This window comes from Vannielia sp. ABF1_015 (genome assembly GCF_056160745.1).
The window spans coordinates 680,656-696,946 of record NZ_JBSWXT010000002.1; the positions used below are offsets into that span (position 1 = coordinate 680,656).

General features: G+C 66.9%; 11 protein-coding genes. 6 read left to right on the forward strand and 5 right to left on the reverse strand.

What is annotated here, in order from left to right; translation table 11 throughout:
* Positions 1–6: 6 nt before the first annotated feature.
* Both tssH and ACXAG6_RS15715 read left to right on the forward strand, forming a co-directional pair.
* On the forward strand, positions 7–2,799 hold the full coding sequence (gene tssH / locus ACXAG6_RS15710) for a type VI secretion system ATPase TssH (RefSeq protein WP_475338729.1): 2,793 nt from the start codon (positions 7–9) through the stop codon (positions 2,797–2,799).
* A 249-nt stretch (positions 2,800–3,048) separates the two neighbouring features.
* The gene (locus ACXAG6_RS15715) at positions 3,049–3,216 is read left to right on the forward strand and encodes a hypothetical protein (RefSeq protein ID WP_168223016.1); all 168 of its coding nucleotides are present in this window, start codon (positions 3,049–3,051) and stop codon (positions 3,214–3,216) included.
* Between the two features lie 26 nt (positions 3,217–3,242).
* On the opposite strand, the gene ACXAG6_RS15720 is transcribed toward ACXAG6_RS15715, so the two are convergent.
* Positions 3,243–4,490, reverse strand: a complete 1,248-nt coding sequence (locus tag ACXAG6_RS15720; RefSeq protein ID WP_475338730.1) for a glycerate kinase type-2 family protein — start codon at positions 4,488–4,490, stop codon at positions 3,243–3,245.
* A gap of 169 nt (positions 4,491–4,659) precedes the next feature.
* On the opposite strand from ACXAG6_RS15720, the gene ACXAG6_RS15725 reads away from it, so the two are divergent.
* Genes ACXAG6_RS15725 through ACXAG6_RS15740 form a run of 4 tightly spaced genes read left to right on the forward strand, consistent with a single transcriptional unit; the run spans position 4,660 to position 10,898 of the window.
* Positions 4,660–6,378 carry a tetratricopeptide repeat protein gene (locus ACXAG6_RS15725; protein WP_475338732.1) on the forward strand — a complete coding sequence of 573 codons (1,719 nt, stop codon included), beginning with the start codon at positions 4,660–4,662 and terminating at the stop codon, positions 6,376–6,378.
* A 21-nt stretch (positions 6,379–6,399) separates the two neighbouring features.
* Positions 6,400–7,575, forward strand: a complete 1,176-nt coding sequence (locus ACXAG6_RS15730) for a phosphatase PAP2 family protein (protein ID WP_475338733.1) — start codon at positions 6,400–6,402, stop codon at positions 7,573–7,575.
* 42 nt (positions 7,576–7,617) lie between these two features.
* Positions 7,618–9,843 (forward strand): S8/S53 family peptidase, encoded by a 2,226-nt coding sequence (locus ACXAG6_RS15735; protein ID WP_475338734.1) that lies wholly within the window; start codon positions 7,618–7,620, stop codon positions 9,841–9,843.
* A 59-nt stretch (positions 9,844–9,902) separates the two neighbouring features.
* A complete protein-coding gene (locus ACXAG6_RS15740; protein WP_475338735.1) occupies positions 9,903–10,898 on the forward strand; it encodes a hypothetical protein in 996 nt (331 codons plus the stop codon).
* Here the strand turns inward: ACXAG6_RS15740 and ACXAG6_RS15745 are convergent.
* Genes ACXAG6_RS15745 through ACXAG6_RS15760 form a run of 4 tightly spaced genes read right to left on the reverse strand, consistent with a single transcriptional unit; the run spans position 10,895 to position 16,216 of the window.
* A complete protein-coding gene (locus tag ACXAG6_RS15745) occupies positions 10,895–11,425 on the reverse strand; it encodes a hypothetical protein (RefSeq protein WP_475338736.1) in 531 nt (176 codons plus the stop codon). The two genes, ACXAG6_RS15740 and ACXAG6_RS15745, sit on opposite strands and share 4 nt — an antisense overlap.
* On the reverse strand, positions 11,422–12,627 hold the full coding sequence (locus ACXAG6_RS15750) for a beta-barrel domain-containing protein (RefSeq protein ID WP_475338737.1): 1,206 nt from the start codon (positions 12,625–12,627) through the stop codon (positions 11,422–11,424). The genes ACXAG6_RS15745 and ACXAG6_RS15750 overlap by 4 nt, the downstream gene beginning before the upstream one ends.
* Complete coding sequence (locus tag ACXAG6_RS15755) at positions 12,624–14,933, reverse strand: ATP-binding cassette domain-containing protein (RefSeq protein ID WP_475338738.1); 2,310 nt, start codon at positions 14,931–14,933, stop codon at positions 12,624–12,626. Before ACXAG6_RS15755 ends, ACXAG6_RS15750 begins: the two co-directional genes overlap by 4 nt.
* Positions 14,930–16,216, reverse strand: a complete 1,287-nt coding sequence (locus ACXAG6_RS15760; protein ID WP_475338740.1) for a TolC family protein — start codon at positions 16,214–16,216, stop codon at positions 14,930–14,932. The genes ACXAG6_RS15755 and ACXAG6_RS15760 overlap by 4 nt, the downstream gene beginning before the upstream one ends.
* Positions 16,217–16,291 lie beyond the last annotated feature (75 nt).

Genomic DNA, 16,291 nt, shown 5'->3' on the forward strand with positions numbered 1-16,291 from the left:
CGAACAATGTCAGACGTGAGCCTCGAAACAGTCGCCGGAAAGCTCAACCGCTCCGGCTATGACGCTTTCATGAAAGCCCACCGCCACGCGCGCAGTGAGGGCAACCGCAACGTCGAGATAAGCCACTGGTTTTTCCATATGGTGGCCAATGAAAAAAGCGACATTTCCGTTGCCCTGCAAAACTACTCCATCGACCGCTCCAAGGTGCTTGGCGAGCTTCAGAAAAAGATCGACGACTACCGCAAGAACGTCACCGAGATGCCCGGCTTTGCCGAAGGCGTGATCGACCTGCTGGATCGCGGCTGGCACTACGGCACCCTGCTCTTCGCAGAGCCGCAAATCCGCACCGGCCACCTGCTGGTCGCCACGCTGAAGAGCAAGGAACTGCTCCGCGCCCTCAAGGAATGTTCCCCCACCCTCGGCGGGCTGAACGTCGAGACGATGGTGAATGACGCGCGCGGCGTCTGGGCCATGTCCGAAGAGGAAGATCAGCGCCCGATGGATGGCTCCGGCTTGTCCTCCGGTGGTGGCGGCGGCGAGGGTGGTGACACCGCCTCCAAAGGCACCGGCGCGCTGGATCGCTACTGCGTCGACCTCACCGCGCAGGCCAGCTCGGGCAAGATGGACCCGATCGTGGGCCGCGACGACGAGATCCGCAACATCATCGACGTGCTGATGCGCCGTCGCCAGAACAACCCGATCCTCACCGGCGAGGCGGGCGTTGGCAAAACCGCCGTGGTTGAAGGCTTCGCCCAGCGCCTTGCCTCGGGCGACGTGCCTCCGCAGCTTCAGGGCAACCGCCTGATGTCCCTCGACATGGGCCTGATGCAGGCCGGTGCTTCGATGAAAGGCGAGTTCGAGCAGCGCCTGCGCCAGCTCATCGACGAGGTGCAGGGCTCCGCCACCCCGATCATCCTTTTCATCGACGAAACCCACACGCTGATCGGCGCGGGCGGGGCCGCCGGCACCGGCGATGCCGCCAACCTGATGAAGCCCGCGCTGGCGCGTGGCACGCTGCGCACCATCGGCGCGACCACCTGGATGGAGTATCAGAAGTACTTCGAGAAAGACCCGGCCCTCACCCGCCGCTTCCAGCCCATCACCGTCGATGAGCCCGATATCGAGCGCGCCTGCTACATGCTGCGCGGCATCATGAAACCGATGGAAGAGCATCATAAGGTGCGCATCTCCGACGAGGCCATCGTTGCCGCCGTCCAGCTCTCCTCGCGCTACATCCCCGCTCGGCAGCTGCCCGACAAGGCGGTGAGCCTGCTCGATACCGCCTCCGCCCGCGTGGCGATTTCGCAAAGCACCACGCCCGCCAAGGTGGCAGACCTGAAGGCGACGATTTCCAAGTACGAGGCCGAGCTGCTGGGCAAGGAGCGCCAGTCCGAGCTTGGCGAAACCGCCGATGAGCGCATGGCGGAAGTGAAGACGGAAATCGAGAAGGCCAAAGAAGATCTGGCCGCCGCCGAGAAGATGTACGAGGACGAAAAGGCCATCGTGCAGGAGGTGCTGGAACTGCGCGCCCAGCTTACCGGACAGGGCGACGCCACGCTGCCGGTGGATGAACCGGGAGAGGTGCCCCCCACCCCCGAGGAAGCCGCCGCCATCGAAGAGACGGCAAGCGAAGGCGAAGCCGCCGATGAGGCGCCCGCCGAGCCGGTCGAAATCCCCGCCGAACACGCCGCCCCCGCCACCGGCGACGACGCCGCCAAGCTGCGCGAGGCGCTCGCCACCAAGGTGGCAGAGCTCGATGCCCGCGATGCCGACGACCGGATGATCTACTCCCACGTCGACTATCAGGCCGTGGCCTCGGTCGTGGGCGATTGGACAGGCATCCCCGTGGGCCGCATGGTGGCCGACGAGCTGCAAGCCATCCTCACCCTCGCCGACCGGCTCAAGGAACGCGTCTGCGGGCAGGATCACGGGCTGGAGATGATCGCCAAGCGCATCGAAACCTCCACCGCCAAGCTCGACAACCCGGGCAAGCCCATCGGTGTCTTCATGCTCGCCGGCCCCTCCGGCGTGGGTAAGACCGAAACCGCGCTGGCGCTGGCCGAGGCGATCTATGGCGGCGAGCAGAACGTCATCACCATTGCCATGTCGGAATATCAGGAGGCCCACACCGTCGCCCTGCTCAAGGGCGCCCCTCCGGGCTACGTCGGCTACGGCGAAGGCGGCCGTCTCACCGAGGCCGTGCGCCGCAAGCCCTACTCCGTTGTGCTTCTCGACGAGGTCGAAAAGGCCCACCCCGATGTGCATGAGCTGTTCTTTCAGGTCTTCGACAAGGGCCACATGGAGGATGGCTCGGGCCGCTCCATCGACTTCAAGAACTGCCTGATCCTGCTCACCTCCAACGCGGGCACCGATGTGATCATGGACATGTGCGCCCAAGGCGAGGCCCGGCCCGATGCCGAGGCGCTGGCCGATGCGCTCAAGCCCTCCCTGCTCGAGGTCTTCCCCCCCGCGCTCTTGGGCCGGATCGTCACCATCCCCTACTACCCGCTCTCCAAGGATGTGCTGGCGATGATCACCAAGCTCAAGCTCGGCTCCATCGTCAAGCGCGTGAAGGGCAACCACAACGCCACGATGACCTATACCGACACGGTGATCGACCACATCGTCAGCCAGTGCAACGACCCGGACTCGGGCGGCCGGATGATCGACAACATCATCACCCAAACCATCCTGCCCGACCTCTCCCGCGCGATCCTCGAAAAGGCCGTGGGCGGCGAAGAACTGGCATCGGTGACGGTCGATGTGAAAGACGACGCCTTCGACTACCAGCTCGCCTGACCGGTAAGGGTGGGCAATCTGCCCACGCCGAGCAGACCCGCACAGCAAAAGGGGCAAGCCGCCGAGCTTGCCCCTTTTTTCATCCAGCCCGATGCCACAGAAAGCGCCACATCAACCTATGGCAGCGCAAAAGTGACGTAGCGGAACACCGGAAAACCCCGCAAAAGGCCCCTTCCACGTCCACCGCCCGTCTCTATTTCGCCCCATTTGCCAGCGAGCTTGCCCCTATCGGTATAGGGGAGTGGACCCATGGAATTTCTTTACACCATCACCATCGGACAGGTGATCTCAGCATTTCTCGTCTGCGTTCTGCTGCGCGAAGTTCTCTATACCGTGTCGCATTTTCTGCCCGACAGCGTCGCCGGCCCCGGCGGCTGGCTGATCGACACCGGGCCAGAGGGCCACGAAGGCGAGTGATGCGCGGTAGGGCCTGAGCCCGACCTTTACCGCCGGATCAACACCTGCAGATCGGCCACGTTGGTGCCGGTCGCGCCGGTCATCAGCAGATCCCCCGTCAGCTTCAGCCCGTGATAGGCATCGTTGCGCGCAAGGTAGTCCGCCGGTCTCTTGCCTGCCGCCTCCATCCGCGCCTTGGTGCCATGGTCCACCATGCCGCCCGCCGCATCGGTCGGCCCATCCCGGCCATCGGTGCCGCCGCTGAGAAACACCCAGTCCCCCGGCCAGTCGGCCAGCTCGGCCACCTTTAGCGCCAGTTGCTGATTGCGGCCGCCCAGCCCGGGGTTTTCGCCCAGCCGCACCGTCGTTTCGCCGCCGAAGAGGATGATCCCGGGGCCATCGTTTCCGGCTTCTACCACCACCTGCGCCGCCGCGTTCACGTCGCCCTCCAACGCCTCCTGCACCACCCGCGCGCCCGGCGCGGCCCGCGCCATCGCGGCAAGGCTCACCCCGTTGGAGCCGACAATCTCGTTCTGTGCCGGCGGCAGGGCGGGCAACTCCGGTGCTTCGGCCTCCAGATGCGCCCGGACAGAGGCCGGCAGCCCGGCCCAAATGCCCAGAGTCTCGCAGAGCGCCACGGCCTCTTCGCGGGTGCCAATAGGCGGGGCGGTGGGCCCCGATGCGATGGTCGAAAGGTCATCGCCCAGCACATCCGACAAGATCAGCGCCCGCACCTGTGCCGGGGCCGCCGCCCGCAAAAAGCCGCCGCCCTTCAGGCGTGAAAGCTGCTGGCGCACGAGGTTCATCTGGTGAATATCCGCGCCCGAGGCCAGCAGCGCGGCGTTTACCGCGGCCTTGTCCTCAAGGCTCACGCCCTCCACCGGCGCGGGCAGCAGCGCCGAGCCGCCGCCAGAGATGAGCGCCAGCACCCTGTCTTCTGGCCCGGCCTGCGCCAGCATCTCCAGCACTGCTTCGCCAGCCGCCAGCCCGCCCGGGTCGGGCACCGGATGGGCGGCCTGCATCACCCGGGCACCGGGCACCTCGGAGGCGTTTTCCGGGTTGGTCACCACCAGCGCCGCCTCGACCGGCCCAACGCGGGCCAGCGCCGCGCGCATCATCGACGGGGCCGCCTTGCCCACGGCGATCACCATGCGCCCCTGCCAGCCCTCCGCCTCCAGCGCACGCGCCACCGCAGCCTCCGGATCAGCCGCTGCAACCCCTGCGCGGAAGATCAACTCTGCCTCCGCCCGCACCGCCGCACGTGCGGCAAACGCTCTCTCACTTTCTTCTGCCATGCCCCTACCCTCGCGCAGTCACTTCCGAAGCACCAGTGCCAAACCTTTCATCCCGCGCCCAAAAAAGTCGCGCTGACGGGCGTTAACAGGTATCGTGAATAAAGCGTGAAGCCACCTTCTCAAGAGGCTTCATCTGGTTAACCTTACGTCATTGCTAGGGGGACGTCTGATGATTCAGCCGCAGGAAGCACAGCAGCCAAGCGCCGCGACACAAGCTGTCGATGTGCGGGTCATGTGCATCCGGCTATTCGGGGTGTTTGCGCTGTCCTGGGAAGACGGCGATGATATTCGCGTCCGCTCCACCAAGATCCGCGCCATGCTGGCCATGCTGGCCACGGCGCCCGAGGGCACCCGCACCCGCGCCTGGCTGCAAGATATGCTCTGGGGCCGCTCCGGGCACGAGCATGGCCGGGCCTCCCTGCGCCGCGCCCTGACCGACTTGCGCAACCTCTTCGGCGAAGATTTCAACGATCTCTTCGAGGTAAACAATTCCGAGATCAGCCTGCACCTCGAACGCATCCGCATCACCGGCACGCTGGAGGATGGCGACTTTCTCGAAGGCACCGAAATCGCCGAAGACGGCTTTGAAGAGTGGATAGAGGGCCAGCGCAAAAGCAACCGCACCGTGCTTTCAGCCGTGGCCCGCACAAGGCCCGGGCGGGTGGCGCAGGAAATCCTCAACCGCGGGATTCACCTGCAACCCTCCATCGCCATCCTGCCCTTCGCCACCGCGCGTGGCTATCAGGGGCCGGTGCAGTTGGGCGACATGCTCTCCGAAGAGATCAGCCGGTCGCTCTCGCGCTCGCACATGCTCGATGTGATCTCGCACCTCTCCTGCCGCACGCTCGATGCCCGTTCGGTGGCGCTGGAAGAGATCCGCGACAAGCTCGACGCCGATTATGTGGTCGCCGGAAACTACCGCACCCAAGGCGACAAGATGATGCTCAACGCCGACTTCATCGACATCAAGACAGGCCGCATCAGCTGGACCCGCGAACTGACCAGCTCGATGTCTGATTTTCTGCGCGGTGGCGACGAGTTGGTGGGTGGCCTCTCCGCCGAGATAGGCCGGGCGGTGATGGATACCTCGCTCGACCTTGCCGCCACCTCGCCGCTGCCCGACGTCGACAGCCACGCCCTGCTGATGAGCTCGATCACCCTCATGCACCGGCTCTCGGTGCAAAGCTTCGCCAAATCCAAGACCTATCTTAAAGAGGTCATCGAGCGCGTGCCCGACAGCCCCGTGCTGCACAGCTGGATGGGCAAGTGGCATGTGCTCTCGGTGGTGCAGGGCTGGTCGTCGCGGCTGGATGAAGATGCCGTCAATGCCCGCGTCCACACCGCCCGCGCGCTCGATCTCCAGCCCGACAGCTCCTTTGCGCTCACCATGGACGGGCTGGTCAACAACAACCTTCTCAAGCGCCACGACGTTGCCATGCGCCGGTTTGACGAGGCAATCGAGCTGGACCCGAACAACGCCATGGCTTGGCTGCTCAAGGGCGTGCTCCACGCTTTCACCGACGATGGCGACAAGGCCGTGACCTTCACCAACCGCGCCCGGGCGCTCTCGCCGCTCGATCCGCAGGCCTATTTCTATGATGCGCTCTCCGCCGCCGCCAAGCTGACGGCGGGCGACCCGGAGGGGGCGCTGGTACTGGCCGATCGCTCGATCCGCGCCAACCGCCGCCACGCCTCCAGCCAGCGCGCGCGCGTGGTGGCGCTGCACCAGCTCGGCCGTATGCAGGAGGCCCGCGAAACCGCAGAAACCCTGCTGCGGGCCGACCCGTCCTTCACCATCAGAAATTACCTCAGGGATCACCCCGCCGCCGATTACGAGAGCGGGCGAACCTGGGCCAGCGCCCTTCGGGAGGCTGGAATACCGAACTAGTTCAACAAGGGGATTTTCAGGATGTCTATTGCTTCAACTTCCGCCGGAGTGGCCGGTGTTGCTGGCGTCGCGGGTGTCGCAGGTGTCGCCGGGGTGGCAGGCGTTGCCGGGGTTGCTGGCGTTGCCGGTGTGGCGGGTGTCGCCGGAGTTGCTGGTGTCGCGGGCGTGGCTGGCGTGGGCGGCGGCTACTCGCCCGGCATGTCCGGCTCGATCCTCACCAGCCGGGACGGGATCGCCGGGCCCTACGAGGCCCTCGCCAACGCCCCCACGCAAATGCCCGCCAATGATGTGGCAACCCTCTCCGAATGGGGCACCACCGAGCGCCTCAACATGATCCTCGGTGAGACCGTCGGCTCCATCGGTGTCACCGGTTCGGGCGAGAGCTGCGCGGCCTTCCACCTCGAAACCTCGGGCGGCGATGCCGATACCCCGCCCGGAACCGAATACAAACGCCTCGTCAAACTCACCCGCCCCTCCCCCGATGACTTCCTCGCCCAAACGGCGGTGGTGCACAACTACGCCGACCTGCGGGTCGACCGGGCCGCGGAGATCTTCAATCAGGTCGGTTACGCGATGACCTTCTTCCAGCCCATTCTCGGGCTGCGGGCGGGGATCCACAAATATACGCTGGAGCTGATCGGCGTGGTTCAGGCGGCGACCATCAGCACCGAGATGCAGTTCAAGCAGCGCCTCGCCTGCCTGCGCCCCGATCGCTTCTCGGCCCAGATGATGCCGCTCATCCCCACGCCCGGCCACGGCGCCCTGCCCTCGGGCCACGCCACCGAAAGCCATTGTGTTGCGCGGCTGCTGATCCATCTGTTGAAGGGCAAGGCCGCCCTGCCCAAGCAAAGCGAGCTGCTGATGGCCACGGCAGCGCGTATCACCGTCAATCGCACGGTCGCCGGGGTGCATTTTCCGGCAGACAACTTCGCCGGGGCCGCGCTTGGCTTCACTCTGGCCGATTATCTCGCCCAGCGGGCCGGGGCCAACGGCGCGGCGGTGTCTGAGGCAGAGTTCAACGGCGTCGGCATCGGCGATGAAGACTATCACCTGTCCAAGGTCTACGACCTCGCGGCGGATGCGCCCAAGACCCACGGCACGCTGATCACACGCGGCGCAGCCGTGGCCGGGGTGTCACCCGCGCCGATGCTCTCCTGGCTCTGGTCGGAGGCGCGGAAGGAATGGGCAGACGCCTGATCCTTCGCCCCTGCCCTCCCCACCCCAACAAAGGCCCGCGCCATGCCCGACACGCTCAGCTTCACCCCCGAGGACGACCCTGAAGGCGTCACCGCGATGTTCGACCCCTACTCGGCATGGTCGCTCCGCTACGCGCTGGAGTTTGACCTGACCGCAACCGAAGACCGCGATGATCCGCAGGACTTCCGCTACATGTTCACCGTCGACACCATGCAGGCGGGCGACATCGAGGATCTGCCCGAGCCCTTCCGCATGGAGGGCGACACTGACGTGGTACTGCTCACCCGGTCGGTCAACATCGACGGCAATACCGAAAGCGCGCAGGGCACCTTCCAGTCTATCGCGCCCTTTGACCCGGAGAAAAACAGCTTCAGTCTGCTGGCCCCGGCCGAGGGCGGCAAGAGGCAGCTGGCGGCCCCGCCTGACATGGACGAGGCAGGCGAGCTGGCAGAGGCCGAGGCTGAGGAGGCCGAAGACGAGGCGCGCACAGCCTCACGTGACACGCTCCGCTTTCGCGCCCCGCTGCGCAAGGTCTCCCTGCCCACCGGCAACCAGCGGGTGATGGAATACACCGCGCAGGGCCTGCCCGAAGCCACGGCAACCATCGTCGGCGTGATCGACGACGGCATCAACCCGGCCCACAGCGCCTTCCACGATGCGTCCGGCCGCACCCGGGTGGACTTTGCATGGGTGCAAGATGCCGCCGCGCCCACCGGCCCCACCACCGTGCCCTTCGGGCGCGAGCTGACCAAGGCCGAGATCGACGCCGAGCTTGCCGCAGGCCCCAAACCCGAGGTCGACCGTCTCGCCGCCCTCGGCCTTGGCGACTTTACCCGCGCGGGCGTGCATACCGTTGCGCAACGTCTCTCGCACGGCACCCATGTCGCCTCTCTCGCGGCGGGCGACGGCCCCGACCATCTGCGCCTGCTCACCGTGCAACTGCCCGCCGCCGTCACCATGGCCACATCCGGGGCCTTCATGTCGCCCTTCGTACTTGCGGGCGCGGCGCATATCCTTGACCGGGCCTGGCTGATGTCACTGGCCGAGGGCTTCCCGATTCCGGTGGTCATCAACTTTTCCTATTCGCTCTCCGGCGGGCCGCACAACGGGCTGCACTTTCTGGAGCGGGCGATTGATACGCTGGTGCAGGCCCATATCGAGCGGCTGGCGCGGCAATTCCCGACCAAGCCGGGGCGCGCCGAGGTTGAGGTTGTGCTGCCTGCGGGCAACCGGCTTCTGGCGCGCGGCCACGCCGAGGTGGCAGGCGGCGCGGCAGGCCGCACGGCCAAAACCGCCCTCGCCCTGCCTTGGCGCGTGCAGCCGGGGGATGAGAGCTCCAATTTCCTTGAGCTCTGGATGCCGCGCAACGCCGCCGGGGTGGAGCTTTGGCTCACCCCGCCCGGCGGCACGCCCACACGCGTCACCGGCCTCAACGCCAAACAGGCCGTGGTAATCCACGAGGCCGCAGACCCAACCGCCGTCATCGGGCGCATCTCGCTTGACCGGCAGAAGGGCCAGAAGGCGCTCGACGGCATCGCCCGCAAAAAGCGCGTGCTCATCGCCCTCGCCCCCTCCTGCATGCCCGCCGCCGTCGCCCGCCCCGGCGCACCCTCCGGCCTCTGGACGGTGGAACTGCGCGCGCGAATCTCCGAAGGCGAGCGGATCGAAGCCTGGATTCAGCGCGATGACGCCCCCCTCGGCTACCGGCGACAGGGGCGGCAAAGCTACTTCGATGACCCGGCCTACCAGCGCTGGGATGCGATGGGCGGCGTGGCCGTCTATGATAGCGGCTCCTCGGTGGTAAAGCGCGAGGGCAGCCTCAACGGCATTGCAACCGGCCGGGCGAGCAAGGTGGTCGGCCCCTCGACAACGCGCGACGAACGGCTGGCCAAGGGCTTTGCCGCGCTTGGCGATCTGCCCGGTGCGCCCGGTTACGCGCCTCTGGCCGGGCACCCCCCACGCGCCGCCGCGCCCTATGCCGCCGCCGCCACCGCCCCGATGCGCAAGCCCGACCACTCCGCCGAGGGCGACCGCTCCGCCGTCTGCCCCGGCGTGATCGGCGCCGGGGCGGCCTCGGGAAGCCGGATGCCGATGAACGGAAGCTCCGTCGCCGCGCCGCAATACGCGCGCTATCTGGCCGACGGTTACCTCGGCCTTGCGCCTCCCGGCCCCGCGCTCTGGCCAGCGGCCAACGAAACCCAGCATGTGGCGCGGCTTGGTGCCCGCGCCCTCCCCCCGCAGCCCGGCAGCGTGGCCGGGCAGCGGTAGTCAATGCAGCGCATATCGGCCCAATCGTATTTTCAGGGGCCAGTTGAAGGACATTTGAGTTGAAGATCTGTCTCGCCAATGGAGACGTCGGGCCCCGCCCCGACACCGCACCCGACACCGATACAGCACCGGATTGGGCGCTTCGTCCGGGGTATTTCTTTCCCGATGCCGCCGATGAAGAGCGGCTGGGTCTCAACCAGCTTCTCACCCGGCTCGGCAACGCGATGGATGGCGAGGAGATCGCATGGGGCGGCACCCGTACCGAGGCGCTGGCCCTTGTGCCGCTCGCCGCGCAGGCCGCGCTCTGCTTCGTCACCACCGAGCGCGCGCGGATCAGCCCGCCCGACTTTGCCAGCGAGGCCCTGCTGCCGCTCGACCGCGAGGCGATGTCGCATTACCTCGTGCAGGCCCACCCCTTTGCCCCCCGGCCCGACCCGGTGCTGCCGCCGCCCGCCACGCGGGTGCAACAAGCGCTCGCTGCCCTGCCCGATCCGGCCTCCGCGCTGCACTGGCTGCTGCTCAACCGGCTGCTGCCCGCGCTCTGCGATGGTGCCATGATCTCTGCCGTGCGCGAGGCCCGCGCGCCGCTCTTCACCAATGCGCCCGAGGGGCCGGTGATGCCGCTGGAGTTTGCAGCGGCCCTGCTCTCGGCGGCCCCCTTCCGCCAACCCTCGTCGCGCCACCTTGCCATCAACTACTGGCTGAACATTCCCACCGCGCAGGGCGTGCTGACGGCCCTGCGCCAGTCCGATGCGACGCGCAAAGCACGCTTCCCCCTGATGCCCCGCCTCGAACCCGCCGATCTCAGCCGGGGCGATGCAGGCGCGGTGCTGGTCGAGGACGAGTTGCACAAGCGCACGCCGCTGTGGTTCTACCTCTGGCGCGAAAAGGCCCTGCTGGCCTCCGAAGGGCGGCTTGGCCCGCTGGGGGCACGGTTGCTGGCCGAAGGAATAGTGGGGCTGGTGGCGCACTATGGCAATGAGGCGATCAGCTACGACGACGGCTTGGCCCCACCGGAGGGCGTGCTGGAGGCGTGGGAAGACGCGCTGGCCTAATCGCTCAAAAAGGGCAAGCAATCGGATCGAAAGGCGCGGTAGGTTTCCCGAAGCTGGAACGGGTTGGTCTCCTTCGTGGCAGAACGCAACAGGCCAAGAGCGCGCGGCAGGCTGGCCATCACCTTGATTTCCCTTTCTAGCTCTTCCATCGAATGGAACTGAAGGGTGTCGTTCAGCCGAGTGCGCAATCCGGCGGGCTCATCGCAACCGGGGAAATTGGCCCACACCCCCTCCAGCCCGTGGACCACCCGGTTTCTGAAAGCCAACACGGCCCTCATCCGCCGCGCTACCAGAGTTGACAACTCGGCATGATCTGGCCGGCCCTCGCCAAACGCGGCGTGCGCTGACTCCCAGCGTTCAAGTTTCTGTCCAAAGAGTAGGCGAGAAGAACGGCTATCTAGCTCCTCAAGCTCCTCGTCCAGCGCCTTCTCCAACGTGGACCAGACAATAAGAAACGAACCGAGCTGCCCTTTGATATCCGCCACCGACGCGGGTATGTACTCTCCCTCTTGTCCCACCACGCTCACGGCTCGTGAAAGGCCTCGCCCGCCTTGGTCAGCGGCTTGGTGAGATAGCTCAGGATGGTCTTCTCGCCGGTGTGCAACTCCACATCCGCCACCAGCCCGGGCCGCATCTCCATGCTGGCCTGCCGTGCGGTGCGGGCGCTGTCGTCGATCTTCAGAACCACCTTGTAATGCGGCTCCGTCTCGGGGCGGCGCTCATCCTTGAAGGTGTCGGCGGAGACAAAGTAAACCTCCCCCTTCAGCGAACCATAGATGGTGTAATCATAGGCCGAGAGCTTGATGGTCGCAGGCTGGCCGGGGCGCACGGTGGCAATGTCACGCGGCTTCACCCGTGCCTCCACGAACAGGTCATCACCCAGCGGCACGATCTGCAAGATCTCTTCGCCGGGCCGCACCACGCCACCGATGGTGGACACGGAAATCTTGTTCACGACCCCCTTCATCGGTGATTTGATCTCGGTCCGCGCCAACTGGTCGGCGCTGATCCTGAGTTGCTGGCGCAGGCTCGCCAGTTCCTTCAGCGTCTCGGCATATTCATCCGCACGGCGCAGTTCGGCGGTGCTCACCACCTCGTCGTAGCGCGCGCGCGCATCCGAGGCGGCCTTGCGGGTGCGGGTGACCTCGATCAGCGCCACCACCTTCTGCTCCAGCATCCGTTCCATCAGCCGGTTCTCTTCCTCGGCCTGCGCCAGCACCGCGCGGGCGCCATCGGCGCGGGCGGTGTAATCCGCCTGCCGCGCGGCCAGCAATGCCCGCTCGGAGGCCACGATCTCGGGGCTGCGCTCCGCCAGCGCATCGGGCACCGTGAAGTCAAACATCCCCTCCAGCTCCGCCTCCAGCCTCAACCGGCGGATCTCCAGCCCGGTGATCTTGTCACGGATGTCATCCACGTTGGTCTGAAAGCCCGTGCCCTGCAGCCGCGCCAGCACATCGCCGGGGGCCACCTCATCCCCCTCGCTCACCGCCAGATTTGCCAGAATGCCGCCCTCGAGGTTCTGGATGATTTGCGGGCGCGATGACGAAACAAGCTCTGCCGGGGCGCGCACGATCTCATCCACCTTGGCAAAGCCCGCCCAGAGCAGAAAGATCACCACCGCCGCCACCACCGTCCAGATCAGCCGGGAGGGGCGGTTGAGGCGGGTTTCAAGCTGGGCGTCAAAGCCGGTGCCGCCCCCCGAAGAGCCAGAGGCGCTCCAAGCGCTCATGCGGCACCGCCCAGCGGCAGGCGCTTGGCCGCGCCGCTCTGCTTGAGATGCGCCAGCACCTCATCCTTGCTGCCATCCACCACGATCCGCCCCTGCCCAAGCACCACGATCCGCTCGGCCAGCGACAGGATCGGCAGCCGGTGCGTTGCAATCACCGCCGTGCGCCCCTTCAGCCATTCACCCAGCCGCGCCACGATCTGCGCCTCCAGCGCCTGATCAAAGGCCGCCGTCGGCTCGTCGAGCAGCAGCACACGCGGGTCTTGCAGCCAGAGCCGCGCCCAGCCCACACCCTGCCGCTGGCCCACGCTCAGGCCCTCGCCGCCATCGCGAATATCCAGATCCAGCCCCTTGGGGTGGCTGCGCACAAATTGCCCCAGCCCGGCAAAGTCCAGCGCCGCCAACAGCCGGTCATCATCGCGCTCCAGCAGGTGCATGTTGAGGTTGTCCCGCAGGGTGCCCGCCACCAGCCGCACGTCCTGCGCGAGGTAGCCGATGCCACGGCGCAGGTCGGCGGGGGCGATCTGGCCAATGTCGGTGCCATCCAGCATCACCCGCCCTTCGGTGGGCGCATAAAGCCCGGTGAGCAGCTTCATCAGCGTCGATTTGCCAGAGCCGTTGGAGCCCAGCACCGCCAGCGTCTGCCCCGCGTTCAGTTGCAGCGCAGAGATATCCACCACCGGCGCGGCCTCTTCGTCATAGGCAAAGCGCGTGCCCAGCAAGGTGTAGCTGCCCTTCAAATGCTCACGCCGCAAATATTTGCGGCCCTCGGCCACGTCCTGCGGCGCCTCGGCCACCGCATCAAGGCCGCTCAACGCGTGCTTCACATTCGACCAGCGCGACATGGTGGCCGCAAGCTGGCTCAGTGGCGCAAGGGTGCGGCTCGTCAGGATGCCCACGGCAATGATCGTGCCCACGGTAAAGTCGCCGGCGAAAACAAGGAAAGTGCCCAGCACCACGGCGGCCACATAGGTGGCCTGCTGCACGCCCTGGCTCCAGAAGGTGAGCGCGGCAGAAAGGCGGCGTTGCTCGGAGGATTTCAGCGAGGAGAGCGCGTTCAGTTCGTCCCAAGCCCGCATCAGCCGGTCTTCGCCGCGCTGCGCCTTGATCGTGTCCAACTCGTAGATCGCTTCATGCAGCACCCGGCCCGCCTTCACATTGGCGCCCTGCGTCTCGCGCGTGAGCTGCATCATCCGCCGCTGGAGGAACCAGCCGGGCAGCACCATCAGCACCCCGCCGATGATCAGCACCCACACCACCGGGCCGGCGATGGCGGCGACCAGCAGCAGGAACAGGCCGATGAAGGGCAGGTCCGTCAGCGTCCCGATGGTGCCCGCGGTGAAAAACTCGCGCACCGAGCCAAACTCGCGCATCGTGGCAAACAGCTCCGAGGGCGACTGGCTGCGCTTGTCCGAGCGCATGCCGACCACCCGGCTCATCAGCAGGCGCTGAACGTTCAACTCGATGGTCCGCCCGCCACCATCCATCAGGCGCGAACGGGCGAGCTTCAGCAGGCCTTCAAGCAAAATAGCAAGCCCCGCGCCCAGAGCCAGCACCCAGAGGGTGGCCATGCTCTGGTGCGGGATCACCCGGTCGTACACCTGGAGGGAAAACAGGGCGACCGAAACGGCAAGCAGGTTAGCCACGAGGGAGCCAATGGCGATCTCGGCGATGTAGCGCCGAAAGCGCGGGAACTCACCCCAAAACCAATGCGGCTGCTTCGCGCCGGTGTCATGCGAGGCGGCCACCTCGGCCAGCGGCATCTCGGCCTTCAGCACCCGGCCCGCATAATGCGGGGCAAACTCTTCCACCGGCACCACCGTGCGATTGTCGGGCCCGGTGGTGTCATAAACCGTCAGCTCATCGCCCTGCTGCGAGAGCACCAGCACCAGCTGGCCGCGCTTCATCTGGGCGATGGCGGGCCATGTGGTGGGGAGTGGCTCTGCCTCGCGGCGAATGGCGGCCAGCATCCCGGCCTGGCTGAGCGCGCCTGCAAGCGCCTCCACCGTCACCGGCCGCTCGGCCCCGCCACCCCGCGCGATATCTTCTGCAATATCGCGCCCCAAAAGCGCCTTGCCCAGTACACCGGCATAGGTGGCGGCCAGCTCGGCGCGGGCTTTCAGCTGCGCCGGGTTGCCCTTGGGCTTTGGCGCGGGGTTTGGCGTGGGCGTGGCCTCGGGCGCCGCAGCGGGTGCCGCCTCCGCAGCCGCCAGCGGGGCAATCTTGCCCAATGCCTGCTTGCCCGCCACAACGCCACGAATGCCGGCGCGGCTCATCTTCAGCTTCAACGAGGTGCGCGGTGCGTTCATATGCGGCTCCCATCCACCAGCAGGCCCAGCTCCGCGGCGATTTTCAAATGTGTCAGCGCGGCCCTGTGGGTCAGGGCCACGCGCTTGGTTTCGGCATCCAGCCATGTTTCAAAGGTGTTCACCACGTCGAGCACCTTGCGCTGCCCGCCGTCATACTGCTGGCGGAAAATCTCATAGTTGCGCCGGGCCTGAGCGGCGAGCGTCGCCTGCTCGGCGGCCTGCCGCTCTGTCGCGGCCAGCTCTTGGCGCAGCCCGGCGAGGCTACGGGCGCTCTTTTCGCGCGCCTGCCCCAGCTTGGCCTCCGCGCCTTCCTCGGCCGCCTTGATCGCCTTCAGCCGTGCGCCGGTGCCAAAGCCCAGACCGTTTTCTGCGCCCACGTTCAGCGCCCCGCCGCCATTGCTGAGATCGGCCTGCGCCGAAACGCCGGGCAAGTATCCGGCACGCTCGATCTTGGCCTGCGCCACCAGCCGCGTCTTGTCGGCCTCGGCCTTCAGCACACCAATCGCCTTCTGCTCGCCGCCGGGCACGCTGGCCTTGCCGAGGCCCCGCACATCCTGCAGGGGGCGCACCGACATCGCATTCAACTCCGCCAGCGCGGTGGCCGCAGCCTCTGCGCCCGCGTTCATCGTTGCTTCCACCTCGGAACGCTTCTGGCGCATCACTGAAAGCTCGGAGAGGTCAGACACGCCGCCGCTCACCCGCTGCTCCATGACCCACTCGAAATGCTTCATCTGCTCCAGCCCGGTCGCCGCCACCGCCGCCTCGGCGCGGCCCTGCTCGGCAGCGAGGTAGAGTGAAAGGGCCGAGAGCACGCGGGCGTTGGTATCTTCGGCCAGCACCACGGCGGCATGCTCCACATCCGCCGCCGCAAAGGCCCGCTCGGCCTTCTTCTTGCCGCCCTGCCAGATCACCTGATCGAGAATGATGGAGGAGACCAGATCCCCCAGCGAGGTGAGCGAAACGCTCGGGCCGATGGTGGGCAGCCAGTTCTTCTCTGCCGCCACCGCCCGCAGCTTCGCGGCGCGCAGGTCGGCCTCGGCGGCGCGGCTGTTGGCCTCCAGCACCGCGCCCGCCACCTTGGCATAGGCACTGCCCGGCGCGATCACCGAGCGACGGCGCAACAGGTCTGCGATAACGGTGCTCTTGGAGGCCTCCGCCTGCCCCAAGGCCGGGGCCGCCGGGTCACTCGCGCCGCGCGCTGCAGTGTCGCCACCGCCCATGCAGCCCGACAAAAGCGCCAGCACGGCACAGCTCATCCATATGGTTCTGCTCGCGGGGCGCATCACGCCTCCTGTCCCTGCCTCTGCCCGGGCGGCGCCTCTATGTGGGCGCCGTCCCGGTAACCTCATTCCCACGCT

Coding starts and splice junctions, on each gene's coding strand:
- ACXAG6_RS15720 (WP_475338730.1), bottom strand. CDS start 4,490: ATGGCAGAAGAAAGTGAGAGAGCGTTTGCCGCACGTGCGGCGGTGCGG.
- ACXAG6_RS15735 (WP_475338734.1), top strand. CDS start 7,618: ATGCCCGACACGCTCAGCTTCACCCCCGAGGACGACCCTGAAGGCGTC.
- tssH (WP_475338729.1), top strand. CDS start 7: ATGTCAGACGTGAGCCTCGAAACAGTCGCCGGAAAGCTCAACCGCTCC.
- ACXAG6_RS15760 (WP_475338740.1), bottom strand. CDS start 16,216: ATGCGCCCCGCGAGCAGAACCATATGGATGAGCTGTGCCGTGCTGGCG.
- ACXAG6_RS15725 (WP_475338732.1), top strand. CDS start 4,660: ATGATTCAGCCGCAGGAAGCACAGCAGCCAAGCGCCGCGACACAAGCT.
- ACXAG6_RS15750 (WP_475338737.1), bottom strand. CDS start 12,627: ATGAGCGCTTGGAGCGCCTCTGGCTCTTCGGGGGGCGGCACCGGCTTT.
- ACXAG6_RS15730 (WP_475338733.1), top strand. CDS start 6,400: ATGTCTATTGCTTCAACTTCCGCCGGAGTGGCCGGTGTTGCTGGCGTC.
- ACXAG6_RS15715 (WP_168223016.1), top strand. CDS start 3,049: ATGGAATTTCTTTACACCATCACCATCGGACAGGTGATCTCAGCATTT.
- ACXAG6_RS15755 (WP_475338738.1), bottom strand. CDS start 14,933: ATGAACGCACCGCGCACCTCGTTGAAGCTGAAGATGAGCCGCGCCGGC.